Origin of the sequence: Geobacter sp. (genome assembly GCF_027327745.1) — a bacterium.
Lineage (GTDB): Bacteria > Desulfobacterota > Desulfuromonadia > Geobacterales > Geobacteraceae > Geobacter.
Genome location: NZ_DAHVYG010000006.1, coordinates 71,259 through 96,874, shown reverse-complemented (window position 1 = coordinate 96,874; position 25,616 = coordinate 71,259). Strand labels below are relative to the sequence as shown.

The window sequence follows — 25,616 nt, the reverse complement described above, 5'->3', positions numbered from 1 at the left end:
GAAAACGAAAAGCCCCGCCAGCACGGCGGGGCTTTTCGTTTGACTCCATTTTTGCTTGAGCGGCTATCCCTTTTCCACCGAGACTCCCGTCCAGTTCGCCCCTCGCGAGAGGAGCGCAGTCACATTCATGCTGCGGAAATGATACGGTGCAAAGAGAAGCCCCGGCTGTACCCGTGCGGAGAGCCGCGCCTTTCCGGTGACGCTCCCCCCGGCGGTACCGAGTTTCAGCGGAGCGCCGTCGCCGATCCCGAGCTTTGCTGCGTCGCCCGGGTGGATCTCCACATACCCCTCGGGAGCCACCTCCAGGTTGTTCGCCGACCAAGTGGTGGTGCTGCCGCTATGGTAGAGGATGGCACCGGTCAGGAGCGTGTACGGCGGCTGCGGCCCGGCAGCGGTGCTGCCGATGGCGGCAAAGGTGACGGGCCCCGCCGGCAGCCCGGCCGGGAGGGTGACCCCTGCCCCGTAGCCGGGGACGAGGGAGGCAATCTCGGCCATGATGGCGGCGGGAGTGGCGGGGCGTCCCGCCCCGGTCAGCCGGTTGTAAAGCTCCATCAGGATATCCCAGTCCTCCCGGGCGTCGCCCGGAGGGTTGGCCGCCTTTGCCAGGGACTGGACACGGCCGTCGATGGTGGTGAAGGTGCCGCTCTTCTCGGCCGCCACGGAGGAAGGGAAGAGCACATGGGCAAGCTTCGCCGCCTCGCCGGGGAACGGATCCTGGACGATGAGAAGGTCGAGCTTTTCCAGCGCCGCCCGGATTCTCCCCCCCTCGGGGAAGGACACGATCGGGTCGCACCCCAGGAGATAGAGCGCCTTGATGCTTCCCTGCTCGATCCCCTCGACGATCTGCCAGAGATCTTTGCCCTGTTCGGCCGCTACCGGTCGTCCCCACGCCTTCTCGAAGGCGGCGGCAGCGGCTCCTCCCCTGTAGCCCGGGAGATGGCTGGGGGCAACACCCATGTCGAGGAGACCCCGGATGTTAGTCTTTTCATAAACGGGGAACAGTCCGCCCGCATCCTTGCCAAGGGCACCGAGCACGAGGGAGAGGTTGGCGAGGGCCTTCACCTTCTCGTCGGTGGCGCCGCTCCGTATGAGGTCGGCGCCGAAGATGACGGCAACACTCTTCTTCCCGCCCAGCAGCTTCGCCGCTCCCCGGAGGTCGGTTTCGGAGACGCCGGATGCGGCGACGGCCTCGGCAAGGGAGACCCCCGCCAGCGACGCCTTCAGCTCGGCGATGTTGGTCACCCTCTTGGCGATGAAATCCGCATCCTCCAGACCTTCCTCAAGCACAAGCTTGGTGAGGGCGGCGATGACCGCCAGCTCGCTTCCCGGCCGGTACGCCAGATGGCTGTTGGCAAACTTCCTGAGTTTCACGCCGCGCATGTTCGCCAGTACCAGCTTGGCGTTGTTCTTGGTGACCGCCTTGATGACCCGGTACTCCATCCCGGTCGCCTCGGCATTCAGATCGCAACCGAAGACAAGCACTGCAGCGGCCCGGTCGATGGCATCGATGGTGGCACTGGCCCCGTTCAGGCCAAGCATTCCGCGCAACGCGTCCTGGGCCTGGGCGAAGCCGAGCCGCGCCTCGGAATCGATGTTGGCGCTCCCGATGCCGGCCCGGAAAAGCTTCTGGAAGAGGTAGTTCTCCTCGTTTGTCACCCGCGGAGAGCCGATCCCCGCCACGGCACCGGCCCCGTGCTTCTCGACGATCTCCTTCAGGCCGGACACGGCGGCGCCCATGGCGGCATTCCAGTCGGACTTCGCCCCCCGGACCATCGGTTCGGTGAGCCGGTCGGCCGAATTCACGTAACTGTAGCCAAAGCGGCCGTTGATGCAGAGGTTGCCGCTGTTGTAGTTCCCGTCGTCGCTCGTTACCCGCTCCACCCGGCCGTTGCGGGTGTGGTACTCGACCTGGCACCCGGCCGCGCAGAAGGCGCAGACGCTCTTGGTTACCGCGAAGGCCCAGGGGCGTCCCCGGAACTTGAACGGCTTGCTGATGAGGGTGCCGGTGGGGCAGACGCCGACGCAGTTGCCGCAGAACTCACAGTTGAGCGGCTTGCCGTCCACGGTATCGATGACCGTCGCCTCCCCGCGGTTAACGACGGCAATGGCGTCGCAGCCGACCACCTCGTGGTCCACCTTGACGCATTTCTCGCAGAGGATGCAGCGGTTGGGATCGCTCTCGATAAGGGGCCAGTCGTAACGAATCTGGCGCCGCTCAAGGACAGCCCCGTACTCTTGCCGGGAGGCTCCGAGGCCATAGCAGGAATTCTGAAGGTCGCACTCGCCACCAGCATCGCAGACCGGGCAGTCGAGGGGGTGATTGACGAGAAGAAGCTCCACGATCTTCTGGCGGATCCGCGAAAGCTTCTCCGATTGGGTCGTAACCGCGATGCCGTCCTTCACCGGCGTATTGCATGCGGTCATGGGACGGTCGACCCCTTCAACCTCCACCGCACAGACGCGGCAGGCTCCGGTGGGGGAGACCTTCTTCAGCCAGCAGAGAGTCGGGATCGTGATACCGAGGAGCTCCGCCGCCTCGAGGATCGTTGCCCCCTTCGCTACCGTAATATCCTTCCCGTCGATCGTGAGACTGACCATATCGTAATCACCTCGGATAGTAAGGCAAAAGGCCTAGACCCGAAAGCCCGAAGGGTTCGCCCCGTTCCGGCCCTGGTCTTAAGCCTTGTGCTGGTCTTGTTGCTTTCGTGAAGCTGGTGGTGCGCGGGCTAGACCGCCGCCATGGCAACGCGGTAGCAGCGCAGGCACCGCTCGGCTTCACGCACCGCCTGGCTGTCCGTAAAGCCGAGTTCGACTTCCTGGTAGTTCTTGTAGCTGGCCCGCTCCCGCCCGTGGACCTCGGCCTGGTGCGCGCGCTCCACCGAGTCGAGCCAGGGGACTTTCTCTCCCTTGTCGTAAACGGGGAGATTGGTCAGGATGTCCTCGAAGAGCTCGTCTTCGGTGAGGGAGGCCTTCCCCTCTTCCAGCCAGCGCTGGATCACCTTCGCCGCCCGGTGACCGCTACCGATGCAGGCAACGACGGTGAGGGGGCCGATCTCGGCGTCGCCGCCGGCGAAGACCCCGTCCAGATCGGTGATGAGCGTCCGGGAGAGGGGGTTCCCCATGCCGTCCTTGAGATCCTTCCCGGCAGCGTCCTTGAGCGGCAGGTACTTGGTGACGACGGTGTTCCACTTGGTGATGTCGATCCCCAGATTCTCCGGGATGAACGACAGGTCCGGGTCCTGGCCGATGGCCGGGATGACCGTGTCGCACTCGACCACGAACTCACTGCCGGGTACCGGCTCCGGACGACGGCGGCCGGAGGCATCGGGCTCCCCAAGGGCCATCCGGACGCACTCGACGCCGGTCACCTGCTCTTTGTCGTCAACGATGGTCCTGGTCGGAAGGACCTGGAATTCGAATCGGACCCCTTCCTCATCGGCACCGTCGACTTCCCAGACGTCGGCAGGCATCTCCTTGCGGGAGCGGCGGTAGAGGAGCGTCGACTCCTCGGCCCCCTCCCGCAGGGCGACGCGGACGCAGTCGATGGCTGTGTTCCCGCCGCCGACGACGACCACCTTCTTTCCCATGCCGGTAGGACGCCCCATGTAGGCCTCCCGGAGAAAATCGATCCCCCCTTTGAGGAACCCCTTGTACCCCTTGTCCTCCCCCTCGACCCCCATCGGCTTCGAGCGGTGGGCGCCGGGAGCCAGGAAGATCGCGTCGAACTTCTGCTTCAGCTCTTCGAGGGAGATATCCTTGCCGATCCGGGTATCGTAGACGATCTCGACCCCCATGCTGGCGATGATGTCGATGTCCCGCTGCAGCAGGTGCCGCGGCTGGCGGTAGGGGGGGATGCCGACGGCGATCATCCCGCCGCCGAACCCTTCGGGGAGCGCCTCGTAGATAGTGACCGGATACCCCTCCAGCGCCAGGTAGTAAGCGCAGGCAAGACCGGCGGGCCCGGCCCCCACCACGGCAATGGTCTTGCTCTTGCGGGCCTTGGGCTGCATGGGGGGCCGCATGCCGTGCATCCACTCGTAGTCGGAAGCGGAGCGCTTGAGGACCATGATGCTGATGGCCTCATCCACATTCTTGCGGCGGCAGTGGGTCTCGCAGGGGTGCGGACAGACGCGGCCGCAGACCGAGGGAAGCGGCATGTTGTCGCGGACAACCGAAAGCGACTCGTCGAACCGGTACTCCTTGATCGCCTCGATGTAGGCGGGGATGTCGATATGGGCAGGACAGCGGTCCATGCAGGGGGCGGTGTACTTGTCGATGAAACGGTGGGCGGCTGCCGGCTTGCGAATCCCCATTATGTAGGCGAGAAAATCCTCGCGGAAGTGCTTCACCGCATCGAGGACCGGCACGGTGGAGCTCTGACAGAGGGTGCACTTGCAGTTTGTGAGCAGATCCGCCAGGTCCTCGATGGTATCCAGGTCCCCTTCGCTGGCCCGTCCCTCGACGATGGCGGTGAGCACGTCCATGAGGACCCGCGTCCCCTTCTTGCCAGGTGTGCACTTACCGCAGCAGTACTGGGTCTGGACCCGTTTCATGTACTCGGCGGCCATGGCCGGCACGTCGACGCTGCCGTCGAAAAGGATTATTCCGTCCCACCCCATGAAAGCGGACAGCGACCGCTCACTGTCAAAGGTGGTCGGGAGCCTGAAGCTCGCCTCCTGGGCAGCGCCTCCCTTGCGGTTATCGACGATCGTTCTCCCCCAACTGGAAAAAACCACCTGTGCCACGCACGCCTCCGTTCAGACCTTCACAGAGCTGGTCAGAAACTCTTAACTATTTGCATTTATTATCAAAAACTGCATCGACAAAGTGTATACAGTATGCAGTATCTACCACAATCCCCCCTCACAAATCAAGGGAAAAATCAATCGGGGCATTGGTTCTTCTCAGGATTGAAGCCCGCCACGACCTCTGCTATAGTCGGCGGGGAATCATCCCGCGCGGCAGACGGATGCCGCCTGCCCGTTTCCGCAACCCATTCATAATCAACGGAGGAGATGACCATGTTCCGGGAACCGTTCAAATCGCTCTTCGAAGTCAACATGGGGGTACGGCAGGGGGAGCGGATCATCGTCTTCGGCGATACGGTCCGCCCCGACGAGACCCCCTCCGCGGCAGACCGGGAGCGCCGGCTCCGGCTCCTGCAGGTTGCCGGGGAGGCGGCGCGTTTCGCCGAAAAGGTCTACGGCGCCACCACGTTCATCTCCTTCCCCGCCACTGCGGCATCGGGTGCGGAGCCGCCGGAAACTCTCTGGCGGGCGGTCTTCGGCGCTGAAATAGTCGCAATGCTGGCCCGGGAGGGACTGCTGGCGCGGCTTCTGACCAAGCAGGCAACGGCGGCGAATGTGGAGCGGGCGCGGGAGATCGTCGTCGCCCGCCGGGAGGAGGTCGCGGAGGTGATCATCGCCCTCTCCAACAACTCCACGAGCCACACCCGGTTCCGTGCCCTGGCAAACGCCGCGGGGAGCCGATTTGCAAGCCTTCCCCATTTTGACCCCGATATGTTTTTCACCTCCATGCGAGTCGACTGGCACCGCCTTGCCGCGAGAACGGCGAAGCTCGCGGAGGCCATCAACTCCGCCGTGGAAATCGCCGTCGAAACCCCGAACGGAACCCGGATGGTGTTCGGCAAGGGGGGTCGGGCAGCCGAGGGAGACGACGGTCTTCTCACCGAACCGGGAAGCTTCGGGAACCTTCCTGCCGGGGAGGTGTACCTTGCCCCCGTGGAAGGGACCAGCGAGGGGGTCATGGTCCTGGAATACGGTCCGACCCACAAACTGGCTGCCCCCCTTGAGCTGGTCGTGCGGGAGGGAAGGGTAGTGGAAATCCGGGGCGACGAACCCCACCGGGGAACCCTGGAGCAGAAATTCGCCGAGAGCGAGCTGAACCGCAACATTGCCGAGCTTGGCATCGGCACCAACGACCGGGCAAGCCGTCCCGACAACATCCTGGAAGCGGAGAAGATCCTCGGCACGATCCATATCGCCCTCGGCGATAATTCCGGTTTTGGCGGCACGGTCCAAACCCCGTTCCACGAGGATTACGTCTTCTACCGCCCCACCCTCACCGCCCGGACCGCCGAGGGGACAGCCACGGTGCTTCTGCGGGACGGCAAACTTCTTCTCCCCGGCTGATCAGGAAAAATCCGATAAAGTCTCCCCCCATCTCTACCGATACGTATAACCGAAAGAAGAAGACCTAGTATGCAGCTCTCTTCTTCCGGTGTCCCCGGAAGCCGGACGGAGACACCCATCACATTCACCAGGGATCGGGACATGGCTGACGTCGGGCAGCAGAACCGGGCAGATCTCACCTTCACGCTCACCAGGGAAGGGCAAAAGCTCCAGGCGTGCTTTACCCCTCCCGCGGACGGCGAGAAGACGCCGCTCACCCGCGGTGCGATCAATCAGGCACTCCTGGCGAGCGGCTACGCCAATCACTTCGTTTACGACAACGCCCTCGAAGAGCTTCTCTCGCGCTGCAACACGGACACGCAACCCTTTACCGTCGCCGTTGGCGAACGTCGTGACGGCACGTTCACCATCCAATGCTCCCACGACGGGGTCGAGGCCTATCTCGCCATCACCCCTCCTTTTGGGGGTGCACCGGTCACCCTCCAGCAGGTGCTTCAGGGGCTCAAGGCAAAAAATATCGTCACCGGCATCCGTTACGCCGAGATCGAGGCGACGGTTGCCTCGGGACGGCCCCGGGAAATCCTCGCCGCCTGCGGACTGGCACCTGAAGCGGGCACCGACGGGGAGCTCGTCAGCCTCCTCCCGGCGGTAAAGGAACGGAAGCCCGGCGGCGATGATGACGACAGCATCATTGACTACCGAAACCGTGGAGAGATTGTCAGCGTCGCCGTCGGGACCCCCCTCATGCGCCGCATCCCCCCCGTCCCGGGAACGGCTGGTGAGAGTGTTTTCGGGAAGGAAATCCCCCCGCCGCCGGTTGCCGACGTGCAGTTCGCCCAGAATCCGAGCGGCGCCGAGGTTTCCCCCGACGACCCCAATCTCCTCGTGGCCGCCGTTGCGGGGCAGCCGATCCTTGCAAAAGATTGCGTGACCGTCGAACCGATCATCAAGGTGAAGAACGTCGATCTCTCCAGCGGCAACCTCTCTTTCATCGGCTCCATCGCCGTCACCGGTGACATCACGGCGGGGATGACGGTGCAGGCCTCGGGCGACATCTCCGTCGGCGGGGTGATAGAGGCGGCAAAGGTGGAGGCAGGGGGAAACATCGGCGTGAGCGGCGGCATCATCGGCCAGGGGGAGGTGCGCAGCGCCCGGGGAGAACTGGGTGAGGAGACAGCCCATGTCAGCGCCAAGGGTTCGGTGACCGCCCTATTCGTGGAAAACGCCGTGGTTGCGGCCGGCGCCGACATCACCATCCAGGGATTTGCCATGCAGAGCGAGCTTTCGGCGGGCAACCGGATTGCCGTCGGCCAGGAAGGGAGCCAGAAGGGTCATATCATCGGCGGCAGCTGCCAGGCGGTGAACGAGATCCAGGCGGTCACCCTCGGCTCCCACGCGGGGGTCCATACCCTGGTCAGCGTCGGGGTGGACCCCTCCGTGCGGGAGAAACTCTCCACCGTAAAGCTGAAGCTCCAGGAAAAAGAACGGGAACTCGACGAAGTGACGAAGAGGCTCTCATACTTTGCCGACGCCCCCTCGAAAGCAACTCCCGAACAGCTCGGGAAGGCCTGGCAAAGCCGGGACCGGCTCGCCACCGACGTGGCGGAACTTGCCGGCGAGAAGAAACGCCTCCAGAAACGTCTTGAACGCGTCGCCAACGCCCGGATCCACGCGGAACGGGCGGTGCTTGGCGGCGTCATCGTCTCCATCGGAACCAAGGCGCTCCAGATCGACGAAGACCTCGGCCCCACCACCTTCAGGCTCGAAGAAGGCGAGCTTGTCGCCTCGTCCTGACCCGCTCCCGTCGCCTTCCCCAAACCCTCTCACCATTCATCCCCGCGGTTGACACGGTCCGCCGAGTATGGGAACGTATACCGAGCAAACGGAGGCCCCATGCGCATTATCGGACTGACCGGCGGCATTGCGTCGGGAAAAACAACCGTGACACGGATACTGACACGGCTCGGCGCGGCGGTCGTCGACGCGGACCAGCTTGCGCGGGAGGCGGTCATGCCCGGCACTGCCTGCCATCGCGCCATCGTCGGGACATTCGGTGCGGGAATCCTCCTTCCCGACGGCGCCATCGACCGCAAGGCGCTGGGCCGGCTCATCTTTGCCGACCCCGCCGCCCGCAGGAAGCTGGAGGCGATAACCCATCCGGCCATCGCGTCCCTCGCGGAGCAGAGACTGGCGGCGCTCCGGGAACGCGGCGAGGGGGTAGTGTTCTACGTGGCGCCGCTTCTCATCGAAGCGGGAGTCTCGGGGCGGGTTGATGAAATCTGGGTGGTCTACGTCGACCGGGAGACGCAACTGGCGCGCCTCATCGCCCGCGACGGAATCACCCGGGAAGAGGCCGAACAGCGACTTGCGGCGCAGATGCCGATGGAGGAGAAGGCGGCCCGGGGGACGGTGGTCATCGACAACCGGGGGGAACCGGGGAACCTGGAACGGCAGGTCGTAACGCTCTGGGAGCGACACTGTGGATCCGGGCATGCAAAAAACGGGTAACCATCACGCCGGATGGTTACCCGTTGCAGGTCACCGCGCTAAAACGCCCCCGGTGAATCGTCGGGGGCGCTCTGTCACTTGTGGTAGCCGAGCTTCATCGATATCTCGTCGGCCGCCTTCCGGACCAGGGGAATGAGTTCCTTCTCCATCCGCTCGTCGGTAAACCGCATGGAGGGGCCCGAGAGGCTGACGGCACCGATGATCCGGCGGGTATAGTCGCGAATCGGTGCCGCGACGCAGCGGACCCCGATATCGAGCTCTTCGTTGTCGATGGCATACCCCATCTCCACCACCCGCTTCAGCTCTTTCTTCAGCGTATCCTTGTCGGTGATGGTATTGGGCGTGAACCCCTTCAGCTCCTTGTGGGGGAAGAAACTGTCGAGCTCCTCGTCGGTCAGCGATGCAATCTGCACCTTGCCGGCCGCCGTGGCGTAGGCGGGAAGACGCGAGCCGACGCGCGGAACGACCCGCACCGTCATGTCGGTCTCCACGACGTCCAGATACACGATGCTCTGCTCCTTGAGGATCGCCACATATGCGGTCTCGTTGCATTCGGCGACGAGCGCTTCGAGAACCGGCCGCGACTGGCGCAGGATCCCCATCTGGCGGATGAAGGTCTGACCCAGCTCCAGGGTCTTCAGGCCAAGCCGGTAGTTCTCGGTCACCCGGTTCTGCTCGATGTACCCCCGGGACTCGAGGGTGGCGAGGAGGCGAAAAACGTTGTTCTTGTGCAGCTTGAGCCGCTTGGAGAGCTCGGTCACCCCGAGCTCGTCCACGTCGTCGTGGAACTGCTCCAGAAGGTCAAGGGCGTGATCGACCGCCTGGATGATATATTCCGATTTGTCCTTTTTGGCCATTGGTGCCCCTTTTTCTCAGGAAAAAGATGAATTTGGTTTGATACTTCTTCAGGGAAAATAAGTCAAGTTAAACATCGGGGACGCGAAACCGCGGAAAGACCCCTCAAATTCTCCCTCCAGCCTGGATGGCTGCACCATCCCCGGCCACAGCTCCCTCCCACGCTGCGGCAGGTGATTCAAAAAACGATAGAATATCGTTTTATAATTGTCAAGGGTGAATATTTGCTTTACAGTCGGCACCGAAACGGCAAAATCGGCGCCTTCGACCGCCGCACGACAAAAATGCAGCCCGGCCGTAATGTTGCGAATTCTCCCTCCAGCGCGGCACGTAACGCCGACTATCATCTCGCCTGTTTTATTCCCGGAGGAGCACATGCTGAACCTGCCAAAAAAAATCCTGGTGGCCATCGATGGCTCCCCCCTCTCCGACAAGGCAGCCGAAGAGGCGGTCCGGATGGCGGCGGGGAACCCGAGCCAGTTCAAAAGCAAAATCTACGCCATGCTGGTCCTTCCCAACGCGCCGCGGAGCACCTTCACCGACTTCGTCCCCCCCCCGCCCATTACGGAGACGAAGGAGTGGGACGAGCTGCGCGAACGGGTCTTCTACGTAATCGAGAAAGACGCCCGGGAGGCGGGAATCCCCCTGGAGATCAAGGCCGTGTACGGCGACCCCGCCGACCAGCTGATCGCCTTTGCCGAGCAGGAACAGATCGACGTCATCGTCATCGGGAGTTCCGGCAAGAGGTTCATCAAGCGAAAACTCCTCGGCAGCGTCTCCCACAAGGTGGCGAAAAACGCCCCGTGCTCGATCTACATTGTCAGGGGGTAGGAAATCCGGCGGACTCTTGAGATAATTCCTCACTCGTGGACCTCCTTCTTCCTTCTATCCGTTCAATTATTCCCTGGGGCGCCCCGGCCCCCTGTTCCTCCGGTCTTCTACGGAGGTAATTTCTGTTACAATTAATCTTGAAAAAAGCATTTGAAACACAGAGCAACGGAGCAACGGAGTAAAATCTGAGGGAAGAGTGCCTTCAAACATATGAATTGAAACTCAGTAAAGGACAGATCGAGAGAGGCTCAAGGAAACGAAAAATGGGAAAGAAAAAGATTCTTGCTGTGGATGACGAGCCCAACATCCTCATGTCCATTGAATTCATCCTAGAGATGGAGGGGTATGAGGTCCACACGGCGCGGGATGGGGAGGAGGCCCTAGAAGTGGCCGGGCGCGTGCGGCCGGATTTGATCCTCCTGGACGTCAACATGCCCCGGAAAGATGGCTACGAGGTATGCCGGATCCTTCGGGAGCGGGAGGATATGGCCGGGACAAGAGTGATCATGCTCACGGCCAAGGGGCAGACCCTTGAAAAGAAGAAGGGGCTCGAGGTGGGGGCGGACGAGTACGTGACAAAGCCGTTCAGTACCGAGGATCTGCTCGAGAAGATCCGTGCGATGATAGAGCCATGACGACTGATCAGGAGACCCGGCCCCACCACTGGAAAAAAAGCCTGCGCTACCGTTTGATCGTGTCCCTCACGGGCCTGGCGGTGCTCCCTCTGATAGTAGCCATGGCAGCCCTGTTCTTCGCGGCTCGCGACGAAGTGGGAAAGATCCAGGGGCGCCAGCTCGCCCAGGAGGCGGGACAGTTGGCAGAGCATCTGCGGGGTGAGCTGCACGGTTACCAGCAGACCGCGGCTGCCCTGGCGGCTTTGCCTGAGGTCAGAGCCTCCCTTGCGGGCGCGGCCCCCCTGCCGGAAAAGATCTTGTCGTCGGCCCGAAAATCCCAGCCATGGATCCGGCGGATCAATCCGGTGCCAGGGGGTCGCCTGCCGGAACCGGGCCAGGGACAATCCCTCGCCTCGGTCTCCGGGAAAACCCTGGACTACCGGGTTGCGGTAACGGACACGGCAGGGAACCCCCTCGGCGTGCTTGAGGTCTCCTTCGCTCTGGAAGGGGTGCAACAGTCCCTCGATCTGCACCAAAAGGGGGGAACAGGGGGGGCGGTGCTGTTCTCCGGCGGAGGGCAGCGCCTGGCGGGAAGCCACACGATCCCCCTCCCCCCCGTCGAAGAAGGGGGAACCGGTTGGGTGACCTTTGATGCCGGCGGCGAGGGCTATTTCGCCGGCGTGGCGGCAGTGCAGATACCCGCGGGCACCCTCCCCCGCGACTGGTTCCTCGGCGTGGTCCAGCCGGCGTCCCAGGTGTTCGGCAATCTACATTCGGTGAGCCGCCAGATAGCGTTATTCCTGGCTCTGTACATCATTCTCGTCGCCACCCTGGCGTGGTGGATGGCCGACCAGTACATGCGCCCCATCCTGGAGATTCGGCGCGGCGCCGAGATCGTTTCCCGCATCAACCTGAGCCACCGGATCAAGATCGAAGGAGGGGACGAGATCGCGGATCTGGCCCACGAGTTCAACCTCATGGCCGAGAACCTGGCCAAGGCCTACGACGAACTCGAAGGGCGCGTGCGGGAGGCGACCCGGACGGTGCAGGAGGAGCGGAATCGTCTGGCGACCGTGCTTCGCACCATGGTCGACGGTGTGGTAGTGGCCAACGAGGCCGCAGAGACCATCCTGATGAACCCCCGGGCCCGGATCATCCTGGAGCGGGGGTTCAGCTCGGGCATTGGAGCTCCTCTGTCACGGATCTTCCCCAGCGACCGGCTCAGCTTTCACTTGAAACGACTTCGCCAGGGGTGGAGCCCGGGCAGGGAGACCGTGGAAGAGGTGGTCTTTCCACTCAGGGACGGGAAGCTTCTCAAAGGTTCCCTGTCGGTCGTCCCCGGTCCCGGAGGGGAACGGGCTGGGTTCCTCCTGGTGTTTCGAGACCTGAGCGCTCCCACCGAGGAGGGGAAGCAGTTCGAGGAGACCCTGCGGGAAATGCCCCGGCTCCTCAAGGGTCCGGTGGCCACTTCCCGTTCCCTGGTCGAGACGCTCCAGCGACACCGGGAGATGCCCGCGGAGAAACAACAGGCGTTTCTCGCGGCGTTGGCGGAGGAGATGGATCGTTTGAGCGAACGGGTGACGGCCATGGAGGAGGCCGCCGGCGCTTCCCGGACGTCGCGCTGGCCGGCCATCCCTTCGGATCCCCGGGAGCTCGTGGAGGAATCACCGGCTTCGGTCCCCGGGCTCTCCGTTGAGATCGAGGCCGGCGACTCCTCAATTCCCCCTGTGATGGTGGAGCCGTTCTCCTGGGTGGCCTCCTTGCGGTGCGTCCTCCGGTGGATCGGACAGAGGAGTTCCGGAGAGCCGCGGGTCGGCGCGAACCTCCGGGTGGAAGACGGGACCGTGGTTACGACCTTTCGGGTCGAGGGCCCCTTCAAGGGGGACCCGGCCGAGCTGGAAGTCCTCCAGGTGAGCCCTGCCGGCGAGGATCCCCTCCCCTTGGGAGAGGCGGTGCGAAGAAATCGCGGCGAGTTGTGGACCCGCTCCGCCGGTGAATCCTTCGAGGTGCGGCTGGCCCTGCTGCAGGCAACCGCCGTTTCCAAAGTACGGAGTGCAGACGGGCTGATCGAGGGGGAGCCGGAGTTTTACAATTTCGACCTATTCCTGCCGCGGCCGGTTTTCGAGCGGGAAGATCTGCTCCTGGCAGATCTGGCGGATCTCGACTACGTGGTGGTCGACACCGAGACCACGGGGCTGAACCTTTCCCAGGGGGACAAGATCATCAGCATCAGCGGGGTGCGCATTCGCCGGGGGAAGGTCCAGGGCGCCGACATCTTTAACACCCTGGTCAACCCTGGTCGGCCGATCCCTCCCGAATCGGTGAAAATTCACCATATCGAGGACCACATGGTGGCAGGCGCTCCCTCCATGAACGAAGTCTACCCGAAATTCGTCGAGTACGTGGGGGACTCGGTCCTGGTGGCCCACAACGCGGCATTCGACAAGAAGTGCCTCGACATGGCCGCGGCCGAAGCGGGGCTCCCCCAGATCGACAACCCGATCCTCGACACCCTTTTCCTCTCCTACGGCATTCACGAGGGGACCGAAGGACACAGCCTCGACGCCATGGCTGAACGGATGGGGATCACGGTCGAGGGGCGGCACTCCTCCCTGGGGGACGCCCGTGCCACCGCCCACGTGTTCCTCGGACTCCTTTCGCTTTTGCCGGCGCGCGGAGTAAGAACCCTTGCGGACGCCAAGGCCTTCTGCGACCGGCACTTGCTGCTGCGCTGGCAGTCGTCGAGGTTCTAGGCGTTCAAGGTTCAAGTTCAAAGTTCAAGGTTCGAAGTTCAAAGTTCTTTTTTAACATTGAACGTTGAACTTCGATTTTGGAGGTAGTCAAAATGAATGTGACCTCGCGCCGACTCGCCGCCCTGTTTGCCGTGGGGCTCGTTGCCCTGTTCCCCCCACTGCTGGGGATGTTCAACCGGCCGGGCACATTCCTGGGGATCCCGATTCTGCCCCTGTACCTGTTCACGGCCTGGGGCGCGTTGGTGCTGGCGGGCTGGGTGCTGACCCGGGGAGATGAACCGTGAACCAGACCTTCTGGATTGCCTTCCTCGGCATTGGATATGTCCTCGGCCTGTTTGCCATCGCCTACGCCACGGACAAGGCCCGGGAGAGGGGGCGCAGTCTGGTCGACAACCCCTGGGTCTACAGCTTCTCCCTGGCGGTCTACTGTACCTCCTGGACGTACTACGGCAGTGTGGGGCAGGCCGCGTCCACCGGCCTGGGATTCCTGCCGGTTTACCTGGGTCCCACCCTGATCTTTCTCCTGGGGCCGTCCCTGCTCAAGCGGCTCGTTTCCTTCTGCCGGGCGGAAGGGGTCACGAACCTGCCGGACCTGCTGGAGGTCCTGTACGGGAAGGGGTGGACCCTGGGCGCCCTTGCCACCGCCATAATGGTGATCGGGATCACCCCGTATATCGGGCTCCAGCTCAAGGCGGTGGGGTACACCTTCGACCTCCTCACGGGGCGCGCCGAGACCTCGGGAATATTCTACGACGCTTCCTTCTGGGCTGCCCTCGGCCTGTCGATCTTCGCCGGGCTCTTCGGGGCGAGGAGCCTGGTCGCCACCGAGCGGCACGAGGGGATGGTCGCTGCGGTGGCCTTCGAGAGCGCGGTGAAGCTCGGGGCCTTTCTGGCGATCGGGTCCTACATCACCTTCGGCATCGGCGGCGGGCTGACGCAGGTTTTCGAGAAAGCCGCCGCGGACCCGAACCTCTCGCGCCTGTTTCTGCTCGGGGAGGGGTCGGGGACATCGCTACCCACCTGGGTCACCCTGAGCGTGCTCTCCGCGTCGGCCGTGATCCTATTGCCCCGCCAGTTTCACATGCTGATCGTGGAGAACGTGCGGGAGGAGCACCTGCGGACGGCGTCCTGGGCATTTCCCGCCTACCTGTTTCTCATCAATCTGCTCGTGCTCCCCGTGGCCCTGGTCGGGCGCCTGTATGGAGGAAATCTGAACCAGGATTTCTTCATGATTTCCCTGCCGCTCTCCCGCGGTCATACGGGGCTGGCGTTTCTTGCCTACCTGGGAGGATTCTCCGCCGCGACCAGCATGGTCATCGTCGCCTCGGTCGCTTTGTCAACGATGATCCTCCACCATCCCGGGGTCGCGCTCCTGGGGCGCATTTCCCCGACATTTCGCGGACTGGGCGGAGTGGACCTTTCCCGTCCCCTCCTGTACACCAAGCGGGCCGTCATATTCGGCATAGTGCTCCTTGGGTACGCCTTCAAACGGTGGATCGGCGAGTCCCATACCCTCGTTGCCACGGGGCTTTTGTCCTTCTCCGCCGTGCTCCAGTTTGCGCCCGCGGTCCTGCTCGGCCTGTACTGGAAAGGGGGAACCCGAACCGGGGCCCTCGCCGGGCTTGCCGCCGGGTTCGGGATATGGATCTACACACTGCTTCTCCCCAGCTTCGCTGACTCCGGGTGGGTGAGCCCGTCCATCCTGACGCAAGGCCCCTGGGGGATCGAACTGCTGCGGCCCCGGGCCCTGTTCGGGCTGCAGGGATTCGACACCTGGACCCACGCCCTGATCTGGAGCCTGGTGTTCAACCTGGGGACCTATTTCATCTTCAGTTTCCTCACCCCCCAGCCCGAGGAGGAGGCCCAGCGTTCGAGGCTGCCGGCCGCATGGGCCACGAGGGCCGACCTGGAAATGCTTCTGACGCGCTTTGTGGGTTTCCGGACGGCCCAGGATGTGCTGGGGGTCCTACCCGAGCGCTCCTCCCCGCAGGTGCTCCTGGAAGCTACCGAGCGCTGCCTGGCCAGTGCCCTCGGAACCCAGTCGGCCCGCATGATTATCAGCAGCACCCTTGCGTGGCCCCGGGAGCGGGCCGTGGAGATACTGGACGTCTTCGGCGGCGTCTCCAAGACTCTGGCAGAGAGCAAGGATGCCCTGGAACGGCGGCTCCGGGAGCTGATGGTCCTCCACGAGGCCTCCCGCGCCCTCTCAAGGAGCCTGGACATCGACACGCTTCTGCAGGAGGTGCTCCTCCTGATCAAGCGGGAGTTCGGCTTCGAGCACATGGCGGTCCGACTCCTGGAGGAGGACGGCATATTGAGGATCCGCAGCCACGTGGGTCTCAGCGAAGCTTACGTGGTGGCGGCCGCCATGGCCCCCACGCGGGAGACCTATTTCGGCACCTCGTTCCTGGACGCCCGGCCGGCCGTGGTGGGAGACACCCGGGAGATCGACAAGCCCCTGCTCATCTCCAAGCTGGCCAAGGAAATACCGGTGAGCGCCTTCATCCACGCGCCGATGACCTACGAGGGGCGGGTGATCGGAGTACTCACCGCCTATGCAACCCGCGGCCCCATGCACTTCACCGATGAGTTCGTCGAGCTCTTCGCAGCCCTTGCCAACCAGCTCGCCATGGCTGCGGTCAATGCCCGCCTCTATTCCGAGGTTCAGGCATACAGCCATGCCATGGAGGAGAAAGTGGCCCGGCGCACGGCCGAGCTCGAGCAGGCCAACGCCCGGCTGCGGGAGCTGGACCGCCTCAAGAGCGATTTCCTCTCCACGGCGAGCCACGAGTTGCGGACCCCCCTTACTTCGATCCGCTCCTTCTCCGAGATTCTGCTGCGCTACGGCGTGGACGACGAGGAAAAGCGCAGGAAGTTCGTGGGTATCATCCATAACGAGGCGGAGCGGCTCACCCGCATGATAAACGACCTGCTCGATCTCTCAAGGATCGAGGCGGGCCGCCTGGAGCTACAGCCCGAACCGCTGGAACTGGAGCCGGTCTTTTCCATGGCCCTCGGCACCACACACCCGCTCTTCGCCGAAAAGGGGATCAAGGTGGAAAGCCTTGTCGAAGCCGGCCTCCCGCCGGTCTATGCCGACGCGGATCGGCTCCACCAGGTGCTGACGAACCTCCTCGGCAACTCCGCGAAGTTCTCCCCGGAGGGAGGGACGATCCGGCTCAGCGGGCGGGAGAAAGACGGTTTTGCCATGATCAGCGTGGCGGACGAAGGCCCCGGTATTCCCCCCGACCGCCTGGAGCAGGTTTTCGAGCGCTTTCAGCAGGTGCGGGACCCCCAGAAATCCCACGCCCTCGGCACCGGGCTGGGGCTGACGATCTCCCGGGAGATCGTGGAGAGGATGGGAGGAAAGATCTGGGTCGAAAGCGAGCTGGGAGCCGGCGCGGTGTTCTCCTTCACCGTTCCCCTCGCCGGGAAATTCCAGGTCAGCCAATAATAATCCCGGCACCCGATAAAACGATTCTTCTCAGATTTACCTCAGTTGCTCAGTTGCTCCGTGTTTCAAATGCTTTTTTGAATGGCGAATCCACGAGGGTGTCATGCCGAACAGGGTAATCAGTGAAGAGAATTTCTACCTCCACCAGGAGATCGAGGCAGCCCGGTCCATCGACGAACTGCGGGAACTCGGCGTGAAGATGCTCGGCATCGTGAGGTTCGCCACCCACGAGCACGCCGACATAAAAAGCATTGTGCAACTCATCTCCCGATTCAACGATGCCATCAACCTGCGCCTCATTGCCCTGCTGGAAAGCACCGAAGGTATCCACCTCCCCGAAGGGGCCGCCTACCTCGTCCTTGGCAGCGAAGGACGGGGCGAACAGACCCTGCGCACCGACCAGGACAGCGCCATCGTCTACGTCGACGACCTCCCGCCCGAGAAACTTCGCGACGTCGAACGCTTCGCCGCCCGGCTCGTCGATGCCCTCGAAGAAATCGGCGTCCCCCGCTGTCCCGGCAACATGATGGCCAGTAACCCCCAGTGGCGCCACAGCCTCACCGAGTGGAAGCAGCTTCTCGAACAGTGGATAACCGTTCCCACCCCGGAGCACATGCTCAACTTCGGCATGTTTCAGGACCTTCGGCCCCTCCATGGCGACATGGCCCTGGGCACGCAATTGCGCGACCATATCCGCGCCGCCGTCCGGCTCTCCCCCTTCTTCCTCCCCAACATGGCGGGCCATGTTGTGCGCTTCCCGTCGCCGTTCACCATGCTCGGACGCATCCGGGTCGAGCAGAGCGGAGAACACAAGGGCAAGGTCGACCTCAAGAAGGCCGGCATCTTCGCCATTACCGCAGGCGCAAGCCTGTTGGCCCTCGAAGCCGGCATCATCGGCGGCAATACCTGGGAAAAGCTCGAACTCCTCGGGAAGCGGAGAGTTCTCGCCGGCGGCGACCTTGCAACCATCGAAGAAGCATACACCTTCCTTGTTCAGCTTCGGCTGCAGTTGCAGCTTCAGTCGCTGGCCGCAGGAAACACCCCCACCAATTACGTCGACCCGCTGGCCCTGTCCGCCAGAGAGCGGGAGCAATTCCGGCAAGCCCTCAATGGGGTCAGCACTTTCCTGTGGATATTCCGCGACTACTACCTGCTCGACTACATCTCCTTCTGATTAATTTTATTCAAGAAGAAGGATGCTCGGTCTCTTTCCGGAGATAGATGAGGATCTCCTTGAGGCTCTCCACGATGATCCGCTCGTCCCGGGGGAACTCCGCGGGGGAGAGCTCAAGGGTGAGGGTGTCGTTGTAGCCGGTATTGCGCAGGTGGTTCAAAAAACGGGTGAGCGGAAGGATGCCGCGGCCGGGGAGGAGGTGCTCCCGGCCGTGGCCATAGTCGGAGAAGTGGATGTTCCTGATGCGCCCGGTGTTGTAGCAGAGGTAGAAGTCGTTGATGAAGTTGGCCTTCCCCGACCCCATGTGGGTGCAGTCGAAGGTCATGAAGAGGTTCCGCTCCTGGATGAAGTCGATCAGCTTGCCGGTCTGGGAGAGGATGTGGGGATTTATCTTGAAGCGCCCCACCCACGGCATGTTTTCCAGGGTCACGATCACCCCCCCCTGCCCTACCTCCTTCTGAAAGTCCGTGATGCGGTACATCCAGCGCCAGAATCCGAACTCGACCCCCACCCACGAGGGGGGATGGAAGTTGACGAGGGGTACGCCGCATTCGGCGGCAAGCTCCACGCTCCGCTTGAGAGAGTCGACCGGGTTTCCCCAGTCGTCGAGCAGCATGAAGGGGGCATGGAGGGAATTGATCGGCAGGATCTCGGCCAGCTCCCGGATGAGCTTTTTGCAGTTAACCTTCTGGAAGTCGTGATTGATTACCAGCTCGACCCCGTCAAAGCCTGCCTTGCGCGCCATCCCCATCACCCTGCCAAGGGGGAAGGTGAAGATGGTGCCGTGGGAGAGTGAGATCCGCATCCCGCTCACCACTGCCCGGAGACGCTGCTGTAAACCATCTTCTGGAGGGTCCCCACCGCCTCCAGACTCCTCTTCAACTCTTCCAGCGCATGCTCCGACAGGGTCCCGGGGGAGACGAAAAGCCCGCCGGCGCGCTCCCCCCGTCCGATCTCTTCGGCCACGGCAAGCCCCCCCAGGGCATGCCAGGCGAACAGGAGCCGCTCGGCCAGTTCCACGTCGATCCGTCCCCCCTGCAGCAGCCCCCTGATCCGCTCCACGGTCCCGGTTTCCGAAACGTCGAACCGCACCGTCAGCACCCGCACCAGAGCCACCAGCGGTTCGATGCCGTAGAGCCCCAGGTTGAACTCCCCCCGGTGAGCCCCGCCCCGCTCCACCCGGAGGCGACCAAAAAAGTCGAACCCCGATGGCATCATCGCCGTTCTCCGGGCCGCCTCCCGCAACGGCTCCCGGTGGTAGTCGAGCATCGCCCGGACAAGATTGACCGCCGCGGCGGCAAGCGAAGGGTTACCCGCCACCAGGCGCAGGTCCGCCATCCGGACGACACCTTCCATATCTTCGCCCCCTTCGGTGCAGCGCGCCGTGATCCGGCTCCGCCAATCCGCCATGCTCCCGCGCCAGGCGGGAAGAGAGGGACCGATACCCGTGCGGCTCGCGAGGCCGATCTCCTCGCAAAGAGCCGAGATCCTTCCGGCAAAGCCGGCAAAGATGGGGGCCTCCTCAGCCCCATCCGAACCATGGATCTGCAGGAGATCGCACAAAGAGAAGAGGGACGCCTCACCCCGCCCCACCTCTCCGATGGCCATCAGGCACCAGGGCGACGACGGAGCGCCGGGACCGATCTCCTCCATCCAGCGCAGGGTAAGACGGACCGCCGCCGCCACGGCCCGGTCGACGGCCGCCGTACAGAGGAGATGGAACGCCGGCACCGACCCGTGCCGGCGGAAATGTTCGGCGGCCATGGCGCGCAGCCGCTGGAGGAGCGTTGTCAGGCTTGCGGAGTCGCCCGCCTCGTCGAGCTCCGCCAGTTCGCGCGAAAACTCGCCCGAGAACCGCTCCTCGGAGGCGATCTCCTCGCGAAGCTTCTCCTCCAGCCCAGCCAGGAGCGCCAGGTCCTCCCCCGGCGGGAGGTGCGCCAGCCGGCCGTAGAGCTCCTGGCGGAGACGGGCCAGAAAATCGGCCGTCCCCCGCCGGGAGAGGACATCCTCGCCTTTCGCTCCCATGAAGATCGGCATGGTTTCTCCTGATCACTCCATGTGGCCGTGGACCTGGTCGGCCAGGAAGCGGCGCATCTCGTCGGAGGGGGGTGGCGTGAGGAGCGAGACCGCGATCATCACCGCCACCACGAGGGGGGCTCCGAAAAGGGCGGACGAGGTGAGGGGGAAGATGTCGGCCACCGCCGGGACGAACCGGCCGAAGAGGGGGGTGGCGAAGGTGACGACGACACCGGTCAGCATCCCGGCGATGACGCCGTGGCGGTTCGCCCGCCCCCACCAGATGCCGAGGAGAAAGGCAGGGAAGATGGTGTTGCCGGCCAGGGCGAAGGCCACGGCGGTAATCTCGGCGATGAGCCCCGGCGGATGGAGGGCGATGAGAAGCACCAGGGCGGAAAGGGCGACGACCGTCCCCTTGGCGAGCGCCATCTTGGTCGCCTCCGATGCCCGGGGGTTGATGAGGCGGTAGTAGATGTCGTGGGAGAAGGAGGCGGCGCCGGTGATGAGGAGCCCCGCCACGGTGAAGAAGGCGGCGCTCGTTCCCCCCGCCGCGAGAATCCCGATCATCCACTCGGGAAGCCCCCCGAGAACCGCCGTCTTGAGCACCACGATGTCGGCCATCTTTTCCGCCGCCACGGGGGGTGGAACCATCCCCGCCCGGGCCTCCAGGAGCCGGGCGAAGACCGCGTAGGCCGGGGCCGACCAGTAGATGAGGGCGATGAAGAAGAGCCCCCAGACCAGGCTCCAGCGGGCGTCGCGGATATTGGGAACCACGTAGAAGCGCGACAGGACGTGGGGGAGCCCGGCAGTCCCCACCATGAGGGTAAAGCAGAGGGCAACCCACTGGAAGAGGCTCCCCGCGGCGAAGGGAGCGGCGAAATTCACCCCGAACTCCCGTTTGAGATCCTGGATCGCAACCCCGTAGCCGAACTGAGGGAGCACCCAGAAGTAGCCGAGCTTGTACGCCAGGGCCATGAGGGGGAGGATGAAGGAGACGATCAGTACCGTGTACTGGAGCTGCTGGTTGCGGGCGACCCCGAGCACCCCGGAGAGGATCACGTAGCCCACCGCCACGGTGCCGCCGAGGAGGAGGCCGCTGCGGTAGTCGGTGCCGAAGAGCCAGGCGAAGAGCATCCCGATCCCCTTGAACTGGGCGGTGCAGTAGATGACCGAGATGGTGATGGAGATGCCGGCCGAGATGAGCCGCGCCGCGGGCGAGTCGTAGCGGGCCCCCACGAAGTCGGGGGCGGTGTACTTGCCGAAGCGCCGGATCTGCCCCGCCATGAGGACGAGGAGCAGGACGTAGCCGCCGGTCCAGCCGATGACGTAGGCGAGGGCGTAGTACCCCTGGAGGTAGAGGAGCCCCCCCATGCCGAGGAAACTCGCCGCGCTCATCCAGTTGCTGGCGATGGCCGCCCCTCCCCCGATCCGGCCGATGTAGCGGCCCCCCAGGCCGTAGTCGCTCATCTCGCGGCTCCTGGCCCGCAGCCCCGTCAGGATGAAGGAACCGAGGGTCGCGGCCACGATGAGGAGCGGAATCAGGTTGAAGCCGGCGTCAGTCATGACTGCGGTCCCTTCTGCGGCTGTGGCGCTCGGTGTGACGGTCGATGTAGACGTTGAAGAGGATGCAGAGGATGATGAACCAGAGGGGGAGGAACTGGGCGGTGAACCAGAAGTGCCAGGGGAAGGAGAGAAACGTCAGGCGGGTGAAGATCCCCTCGCCGTCGGGAGTCTCGGCCAGAAGCCGCAGCACGGCCTGAAAGCCGAAGTTCACCACCCCCCAGCCGAGAAGAACGGCGAGGATGATCGCCACCTCGCCGGTCATGTATCCCTGGCGGGGGCGAAAGAGATTGACGTCGTACCGCTCGCGCTCCTGCATGAACACCCCTCCACGTCGAGTATTGTACCGTAAAATGGCGACATGCGCCCACGCCTCACTCCGACTTCATGATCTCCCTGAGCACCGCCGTGGCGTAGCTCCCCTTCGGGAGCGAAAATTCCAGGAGAAGCCCCCCGGCGTCGACTTCCGCCCGCGCCCCCCCGATCGGCACCCGCAGGGGACGGCGCTCCCCCTCCATCCTGAGGCCTCCGGGAAGATCGAAGCTCGCCGGGGTGAGCCCCGCGGCGGCGAGAAGCGCCCGTTCCCGCTCCCCCTCCTCCCCGCCGGCCTGGGTCATGCGGCAGCCGAAAAGCGGGCCGGTGGGGGAAATCTCGAACCGGGCGGCCCGGGGGGCCTCGACGGCGGCATCCTCCACCAGGAAGCAGGCGCCGTTTTCGTGCTTACAGGCGAGATCCCCCGCCATGACCGTATCGAGGGAATCGAGCCGCTCCGTCACTACCCGGTCGAAGAGGTGGGACTGGCAGGCCGAGAGGTAGAGCTTCCTGAGCCGGGGATGGACGGCCTGGAAGGCCCGCTCGAAATCGCCGGGACGCTTCACGAGGCGCTGGAGCACCTCCCGCTCGGTCCGGCAGTGCCCCGGAAAGAGGTGGAGGCTCTCCTCGATCGCCCCCCGCCGGTACGCCTCGATGGCGCCCCGCCACCCCTCCCCCTCGACCCGCGCCGGATCGCCGATCAGGAGATCCACCGCGGTGCGCCAGTCGCCGGCGAGCATGGCCCGGCCGATGAGATGACTGTTCCCCTGGACGCCGTAGCGCTGCTCCCCGAAGCGGTTCGGCACCCCGCGCCGCGCGAGCACGGCCAGGACCGCCTCGGCCCGGGGCAGGGCCTCCGGCACTACGCCGCGGATCCGGATCCGGAAGCGGTTTCCCGCCAGGTGCCCGAGCCGCAATTTGTTGCGGTGGCGCACGGCCGAGAGGACTACGACGCCGGAAAGCTCCAGGGCGCGGAGCTCTTCTGGCGCCACCCGGGGAAGCGACACGGTCTGGCGGGTCACCCCCCGGCTGTCCTTCATTCCGGCGTACCCGACCTCCCGTTCCGGCACTTTCAAAGCCCGTGCCAGCCGCCGGATCGCCTCCAGGGTCGTGATGCCGCGCTTCTCGATGAGGGCGTAGGTGTGCTCCCCCTCGCCGCACGGCGGATAGAGTGGAAGCTCCTCCACCAGAAAATCCTCGGGGCTTTCCTTGATGGTTCCGCCGGTGCCGGGAAGGCCGGCGGTCAGGTAACTATGTATCGGCTCCTCACCCCTCACGCCTCACCCCTCGCTCGCCCTGCGGTAGTGGACAAAGTAGATCCGCTTCCCCTCGGCCATGAACTTCTGCATGTACTTGGAGAGATGGTACCCCTCCAGCTCGTGGCGGTAGCGGTCGGGGGCGAGGCGGTTCTCGAACCCCGGCACGCCGGCCATCATTTCCGCCACATCGAGCCCGTAGTCGTCGAAGTCGGTGGCGAAGTAGAAATCTCCCCCCGGCGCTAGGTAATCGCGGATGAACGCTGCAAACTCCCGGTTCACGAGGCGGCGCTTGCGGTGGCGCTTCTTGGGCCACGGGTCGGGACAGTTGATGTGGACCGCCGCCAGCGACCCCTTCGGGATCCGCTCGGCGATGAATTTGCGCGCCTCGTCGCGGACGACCCGGACATTGGCGAGACCGTGCTTCTCGATCCGGTGGCAGGTCTTGTAGCACCCCTTGTTGTAGAAGTCGATGGCGATATAGTTGGTGCCGGGATTGTCGGCGGCGGTCTTGGCGATGAAGTCGCCGATGCCGCAGCCGATCTCCAGGGCCAGGGGGTTGGCGTTGCCGAAGAGGGCGGCCCACTCCACCGGCGTGGCCAGTTCGTCGGGGTTGAGGAAAAAGGGGGATTGGATCTCGATCATTCGCTGCATGGATGGTTCCCGATTGCGTGAAAGTGCGCGTACCATAGCACAAAACGGCGGAAACGCGGAAGCGCTTTTCTTGCCATTTCGCCGCCTCTGTGCTATAGCTATCCGATTGAAATAACGTAAAAAAGGAACACCAGATGAAATTCAGTGACTTGAACCTCCCCGAGCCGGTCTTGCGGGGGGTCGCCGATGCGGGGTTTGCCGACTGCACCCCGATCCAGGAAAAGACCCTCCCCCTCTCCCTCGCGGGCCGCGACGTGGCCGGCCAGGCCCAGACCGGCACCGGCAAGACCGCCGCCTTCCTCATCTCCCTCTTCACCAGACTGCTCACGAGTGAAAAACAGGGGGTGAGCCGCCATCCCCGGGCGCTGATCCTGGCACCCACCCGCGAGCTGGTGGTCCAGATCGAGAAGGACGCCCAGGTGCTCGGCGCCCACTGCGGCCTCTCCATCCAGGCGATCTACGGCGGCGTCGACTACATGAAGCAGCGCAACGCCCTGAAGGAAGGGGCCGACGTGGTGGTCGGCACCCCGGGGAGGCTCATCGACTATCTCAAGCAGAAGGTCTACTCCCTGAAGGAGATCGAGGTCCTCGTCATCGACGAGGCAGACCGGATGTTCGACATGGGGTTCATCGCCGACCTCCGCTTCATCCTCCGGCGGCTCCCCCCCTTTGATGCGCGCCAGAACCTCATGTTCTCCGCCACCCTCAACCAGCGGGTGATGGAGCTGGCCTACGAGTTCATGAACGTCCCCGAGAAGGTGGCGGTCACCCCCGAGCAGATGACCGCCGAGCGGGTGGAGCAGGTCCTCTACCACGTAGGGCGGAAGGAGAAGTTTCCGCTCCTTCTGGGCCTTCTGCGCAGGGAGGGGATGGAGCGGACCATGATCTTCGTCAACACCAAGCGGGAGGCGGAGTTCCTGGATGAGCGGCTCAACGCCAACGACTTCCCCTGTCGGGTCATCTCCGGCGACGTGGAACAACGCAAGCGGCTCAGGATCCTGGAAGATTTCAAGAGCGGCAAGCTCCCGATCATGATCGCCACCGACGTCGCCTCCCGGGGTCTCCACATCGACGGGGTCTCCCACGTCATCAACTACGACCTCCCCCAGGACGCCGAGGACTACGTCCACCGCATCGGCCGCACCGCCCGGGCCGGGGCCGAGGGGAAGGCGATCTCCCTGGCCGACGAGGACGGCGCCTTCCACCTGGAGGCGATCCACGAGTACATCAAGGACAAGATCCCGGTGGAGTGGGCCGATGACGACCTCTTCGTCCACGACTTCAAGCGGGTGAAGCCGAAGGCCAAGCACCACGAAACGCGGGCCAAGGGACCGGTCCACCACGGCAGGAAACACCCGGAAGGGGAAAAGAAGGAAGGGGCCGCCGAAGGAGAAGCGAAGAAACGCCGGCGCCGCCCCCGGAAGAAGAAGCCGGCGGGGGAAAAAGGCGAGTAATCAAACAAGGAATAATGGCAAAA

General features: G+C 64.1%; 19 protein-coding genes. 10 read left to right on the top strand and 9 right to left on the bottom strand.

Translation table 11 applies throughout. The features are described from left to right. Positions 1–63 precede the first annotated feature (63 nt). Entirely contained in the window at positions 64–2,598 is a 2,535-nt protein-coding gene (locus M6689_RS01490) for a molybdopterin-dependent oxidoreductase (RefSeq protein WP_298266951.1), read from the bottom strand. Between the two features lie 128 nt (positions 2,599–2,726). Continuing rightward, positions 2,727–4,745: an FAD-dependent oxidoreductase gene (locus M6689_RS01485; protein WP_298266948.1), complete on the bottom strand. Its 2,019-nt coding sequence runs from the start codon at positions 4,743–4,745 to the stop codon at positions 2,727–2,729. A 276-nt stretch (positions 4,746–5,021) separates the two neighbouring features. Here M6689_RS01485 and M6689_RS01480 point away from each other — a divergent pair, with 276 nt between their 5' ends. The 3 genes from M6689_RS01480 to coaE all read left to right on the top strand — a co-directional run bounded on the left by M6689_RS01480 (position 5,022) and on the right by coaE (position 8,660). Next, complete coding sequence (locus tag M6689_RS01480; protein WP_298266946.1) at positions 5,022–6,152, top strand: aminopeptidase; 1,131 nt, start codon at positions 5,022–5,024, stop codon at positions 6,150–6,152. Positions 6,153–6,293: 141 nt separating this feature from the next. Then, positions 6,294–7,946: a FapA family protein gene (locus tag M6689_RS01475; RefSeq protein ID WP_298266943.1), complete on the top strand. Its 1,653-nt coding sequence runs from the start codon at positions 6,294–6,296 to the stop codon at positions 7,944–7,946. A gap of 99 nt (positions 7,947–8,045) precedes the next feature. Then, positions 8,046–8,660 carry a dephospho-CoA kinase gene (gene coaE / locus M6689_RS01470; protein WP_298266940.1) on the top strand — a complete coding sequence of 205 codons (615 nt, stop codon included), beginning with the start codon at positions 8,046–8,048 and terminating at the stop codon, positions 8,658–8,660. A gap of 74 nt (positions 8,661–8,734) precedes the next feature. Here the strand turns inward: coaE and M6689_RS01465 are convergent, their stop codons facing one another. Then, entirely contained in the window at positions 8,735–9,517 is a 783-nt protein-coding gene (locus M6689_RS01465; protein WP_298266938.1) for an IclR family transcriptional regulator, read from the bottom strand. A gap of 373 nt (positions 9,518–9,890) precedes the next feature. On the opposite strand from M6689_RS01465, the gene M6689_RS01460 reads away from it, so the two are divergent. From M6689_RS01460 to M6689_RS01435, 6 genes are all read left to right on the top strand, one after another. Next, positions 9,891–10,346 carry a universal stress protein gene (locus M6689_RS01460; RefSeq protein ID WP_298266934.1) on the top strand — a complete coding sequence of 152 codons (456 nt, stop codon included), beginning with the start codon at positions 9,891–9,893 and terminating at the stop codon, positions 10,344–10,346. 263 nt (positions 10,347–10,609) lie between these two features. Next, a complete protein-coding gene (locus M6689_RS01455; protein WP_298266931.1) occupies positions 10,610–10,981 on the top strand; it encodes a response regulator in 372 nt (123 codons plus the stop codon). After that, complete coding sequence (locus M6689_RS01450; RefSeq protein WP_298266928.1) at positions 10,978–13,713, top strand: exonuclease domain-containing protein; 2,736 nt, start codon at positions 10,978–10,980, stop codon at positions 13,711–13,713. Before M6689_RS01455 ends, M6689_RS01450 begins: the two co-directional genes overlap by 4 nt. Positions 13,714–13,805: 92 nt before the next feature. Beyond that, positions 13,806–13,997 (top strand): hypothetical protein, encoded by a 192-nt coding sequence (locus M6689_RS01445; RefSeq protein ID WP_298266926.1) that lies wholly within the window; start codon positions 13,806–13,808, stop codon positions 13,995–13,997. After that, the gene (locus tag M6689_RS01440; protein ID WP_298266924.1) at positions 13,994–17,167 is read left to right on the top strand and encodes an ATP-binding protein; all 3,174 of its coding nucleotides are present in this window, start codon (positions 13,994–13,996) and stop codon (positions 17,165–17,167) included. Before M6689_RS01445 ends, M6689_RS01440 begins: the two co-directional genes overlap by 4 nt. A 103-nt stretch (positions 17,168–17,270) precedes the next feature. Next, positions 17,271–18,341 carry a DUF294 nucleotidyltransferase-like domain-containing protein gene (locus M6689_RS01435; RefSeq protein WP_298266922.1) on the top strand — a complete coding sequence of 357 codons (1,071 nt, stop codon included), beginning with the start codon at positions 17,271–17,273 and terminating at the stop codon, positions 18,339–18,341. A 10-nt stretch (positions 18,342–18,351) separates the two neighbouring features. Here M6689_RS01435 and M6689_RS01430 read toward each other — a convergent pair whose 3' ends face one another. Genes M6689_RS01430 through trmB form a run of 6 tightly spaced genes read right to left on the bottom strand, consistent with a single transcriptional unit; the run spans position 18,352 to position 24,139 of the window. Further along, positions 18,352–19,146 carry a sugar phosphate isomerase/epimerase gene (locus tag M6689_RS01430; protein ID WP_298266920.1) on the bottom strand — a complete coding sequence of 265 codons (795 nt, stop codon included), beginning with the start codon at positions 19,144–19,146 and terminating at the stop codon, positions 18,352–18,354. Between the two features lie 5 nt (positions 19,147–19,151). Next, positions 19,152–20,378 (bottom strand): putative nucleotidyltransferase substrate binding domain-containing protein, encoded by a 1,227-nt coding sequence (locus tag M6689_RS01425; RefSeq protein WP_298266918.1) that lies wholly within the window; start codon positions 20,376–20,378, stop codon positions 19,152–19,154. Positions 20,379–20,390: 12 nt separating this feature from the next. Continuing rightward, positions 20,391–21,920, bottom strand: coding sequence for a VC_2705 family sodium/solute symporter (locus M6689_RS01420; RefSeq protein ID WP_298266916.1), 1,530 nt, complete (start codon positions 21,918–21,920; stop codon positions 20,391–20,393). Then, a complete protein-coding gene (locus M6689_RS01415) occupies positions 21,913–22,236 on the bottom strand; it encodes a DUF4212 domain-containing protein (protein WP_298266914.1) in 324 nt (107 codons plus the stop codon). Before M6689_RS01415 ends, M6689_RS01420 begins: the two co-directional genes overlap by 8 nt. Before the next feature lie 55 nt (positions 22,237–22,291). Beyond that, positions 22,292–23,488: a tRNA pseudouridine(13) synthase TruD gene (truD, locus tag M6689_RS01410; protein ID WP_298267077.1), complete on the bottom strand. Its 1,197-nt coding sequence runs from the start codon at positions 23,486–23,488 to the stop codon at positions 22,292–22,294. Between the two features lie 21 nt (positions 23,489–23,509). Next, the gene (trmB, locus tag M6689_RS01405) at positions 23,510–24,139 is read right to left on the bottom strand and encodes a tRNA (guanosine(46)-N7)-methyltransferase TrmB (RefSeq protein ID WP_298266912.1); all 630 of its coding nucleotides are present in this window, start codon (positions 24,137–24,139) and stop codon (positions 23,510–23,512) included. A gap of 134 nt (positions 24,140–24,273) precedes the next feature. Here trmB and M6689_RS01400 point away from each other — a divergent pair, with 134 nt between their 5' ends. Beyond that, entirely contained in the window at positions 24,274–25,593 is a 1,320-nt protein-coding gene (locus M6689_RS01400; protein ID WP_298266909.1) for a DEAD/DEAH box helicase, read from the top strand. Positions 25,594–25,616: the final 23 nt, after the last annotated feature.

What these genes read in the sequence shown, in the direction of transcription:
- M6689_RS01400 (WP_298266909.1), top strand. Translation starts at nt 24,274, where the DNA reads ATGAAATTCAGTGACTTGAACCTCCCCGAGCCGGTCTTGCGGGGGGTC.
- M6689_RS01450 (WP_298266928.1), top strand. Translation starts at nt 10,978, where the DNA reads ATGACGACTGATCAGGAGACCCGGCCCCACCACTGGAAAAAAAGCCTG.
- M6689_RS01430 (WP_298266920.1), bottom strand. Translation starts at nt 19,146, where the DNA reads ATGCGGATCTCACTCTCCCACGGCACCATCTTCACCTTCCCCCTTGGC.
- M6689_RS01420 (WP_298266916.1), bottom strand. Translation starts at nt 21,920, where the DNA reads ATGACTGACGCCGGCTTCAACCTGATTCCGCTCCTCATCGTGGCCGCG.
- M6689_RS01435 (WP_298266922.1), top strand. Translation starts at nt 17,271, where the DNA reads ATGCCGAACAGGGTAATCAGTGAAGAGAATTTCTACCTCCACCAGGAG.
- M6689_RS01490 (WP_298266951.1), bottom strand. Translation starts at nt 2,598, where the DNA reads ATGGTCAGTCTCACGATCGACGGGAAGGATATTACGGTAGCGAAGGGG.
- M6689_RS01465 (WP_298266938.1), bottom strand. Translation starts at nt 9,517, where the DNA reads ATGGCCAAAAAGGACAAATCGGAATATATCATCCAGGCGGTCGATCAC.
- M6689_RS01425 (WP_298266918.1), bottom strand. Translation starts at nt 20,378, where the DNA reads ATGCCGATCTTCATGGGAGCGAAAGGCGAGGATGTCCTCTCCCGGCGG.
- M6689_RS01475 (WP_298266943.1), top strand. Translation starts at nt 6,294, where the DNA reads ATGGCTGACGTCGGGCAGCAGAACCGGGCAGATCTCACCTTCACGCTC.
- coaE (WP_298266940.1), top strand. Translation starts at nt 8,046, where the DNA reads ATGCGCATTATCGGACTGACCGGCGGCATTGCGTCGGGAAAAACAACC.
- M6689_RS01415 (WP_298266914.1), bottom strand. Translation starts at nt 22,236, where the DNA reads ATGCAGGAGCGCGAGCGGTACGACGTCAATCTCTTTCGCCCCCGCCAG.
- trmB (WP_298266912.1), bottom strand. Translation starts at nt 24,139, where the DNA reads ATGCAGCGAATGATCGAGATCCAATCCCCCTTTTTCCTCAACCCCGAC.
- M6689_RS01460 (WP_298266934.1), top strand. Translation starts at nt 9,891, where the DNA reads ATGCTGAACCTGCCAAAAAAAATCCTGGTGGCCATCGATGGCTCCCCC.
- M6689_RS01480 (WP_298266946.1), top strand. Translation starts at nt 5,022, where the DNA reads ATGTTCCGGGAACCGTTCAAATCGCTCTTCGAAGTCAACATGGGGGTA.
- M6689_RS01455 (WP_298266931.1), top strand. Translation starts at nt 10,610, where the DNA reads ATGGGAAAGAAAAAGATTCTTGCTGTGGATGACGAGCCCAACATCCTC.
- M6689_RS01445 (WP_298266926.1), top strand. Translation starts at nt 13,806, where the DNA reads ATGAATGTGACCTCGCGCCGACTCGCCGCCCTGTTTGCCGTGGGGCTC.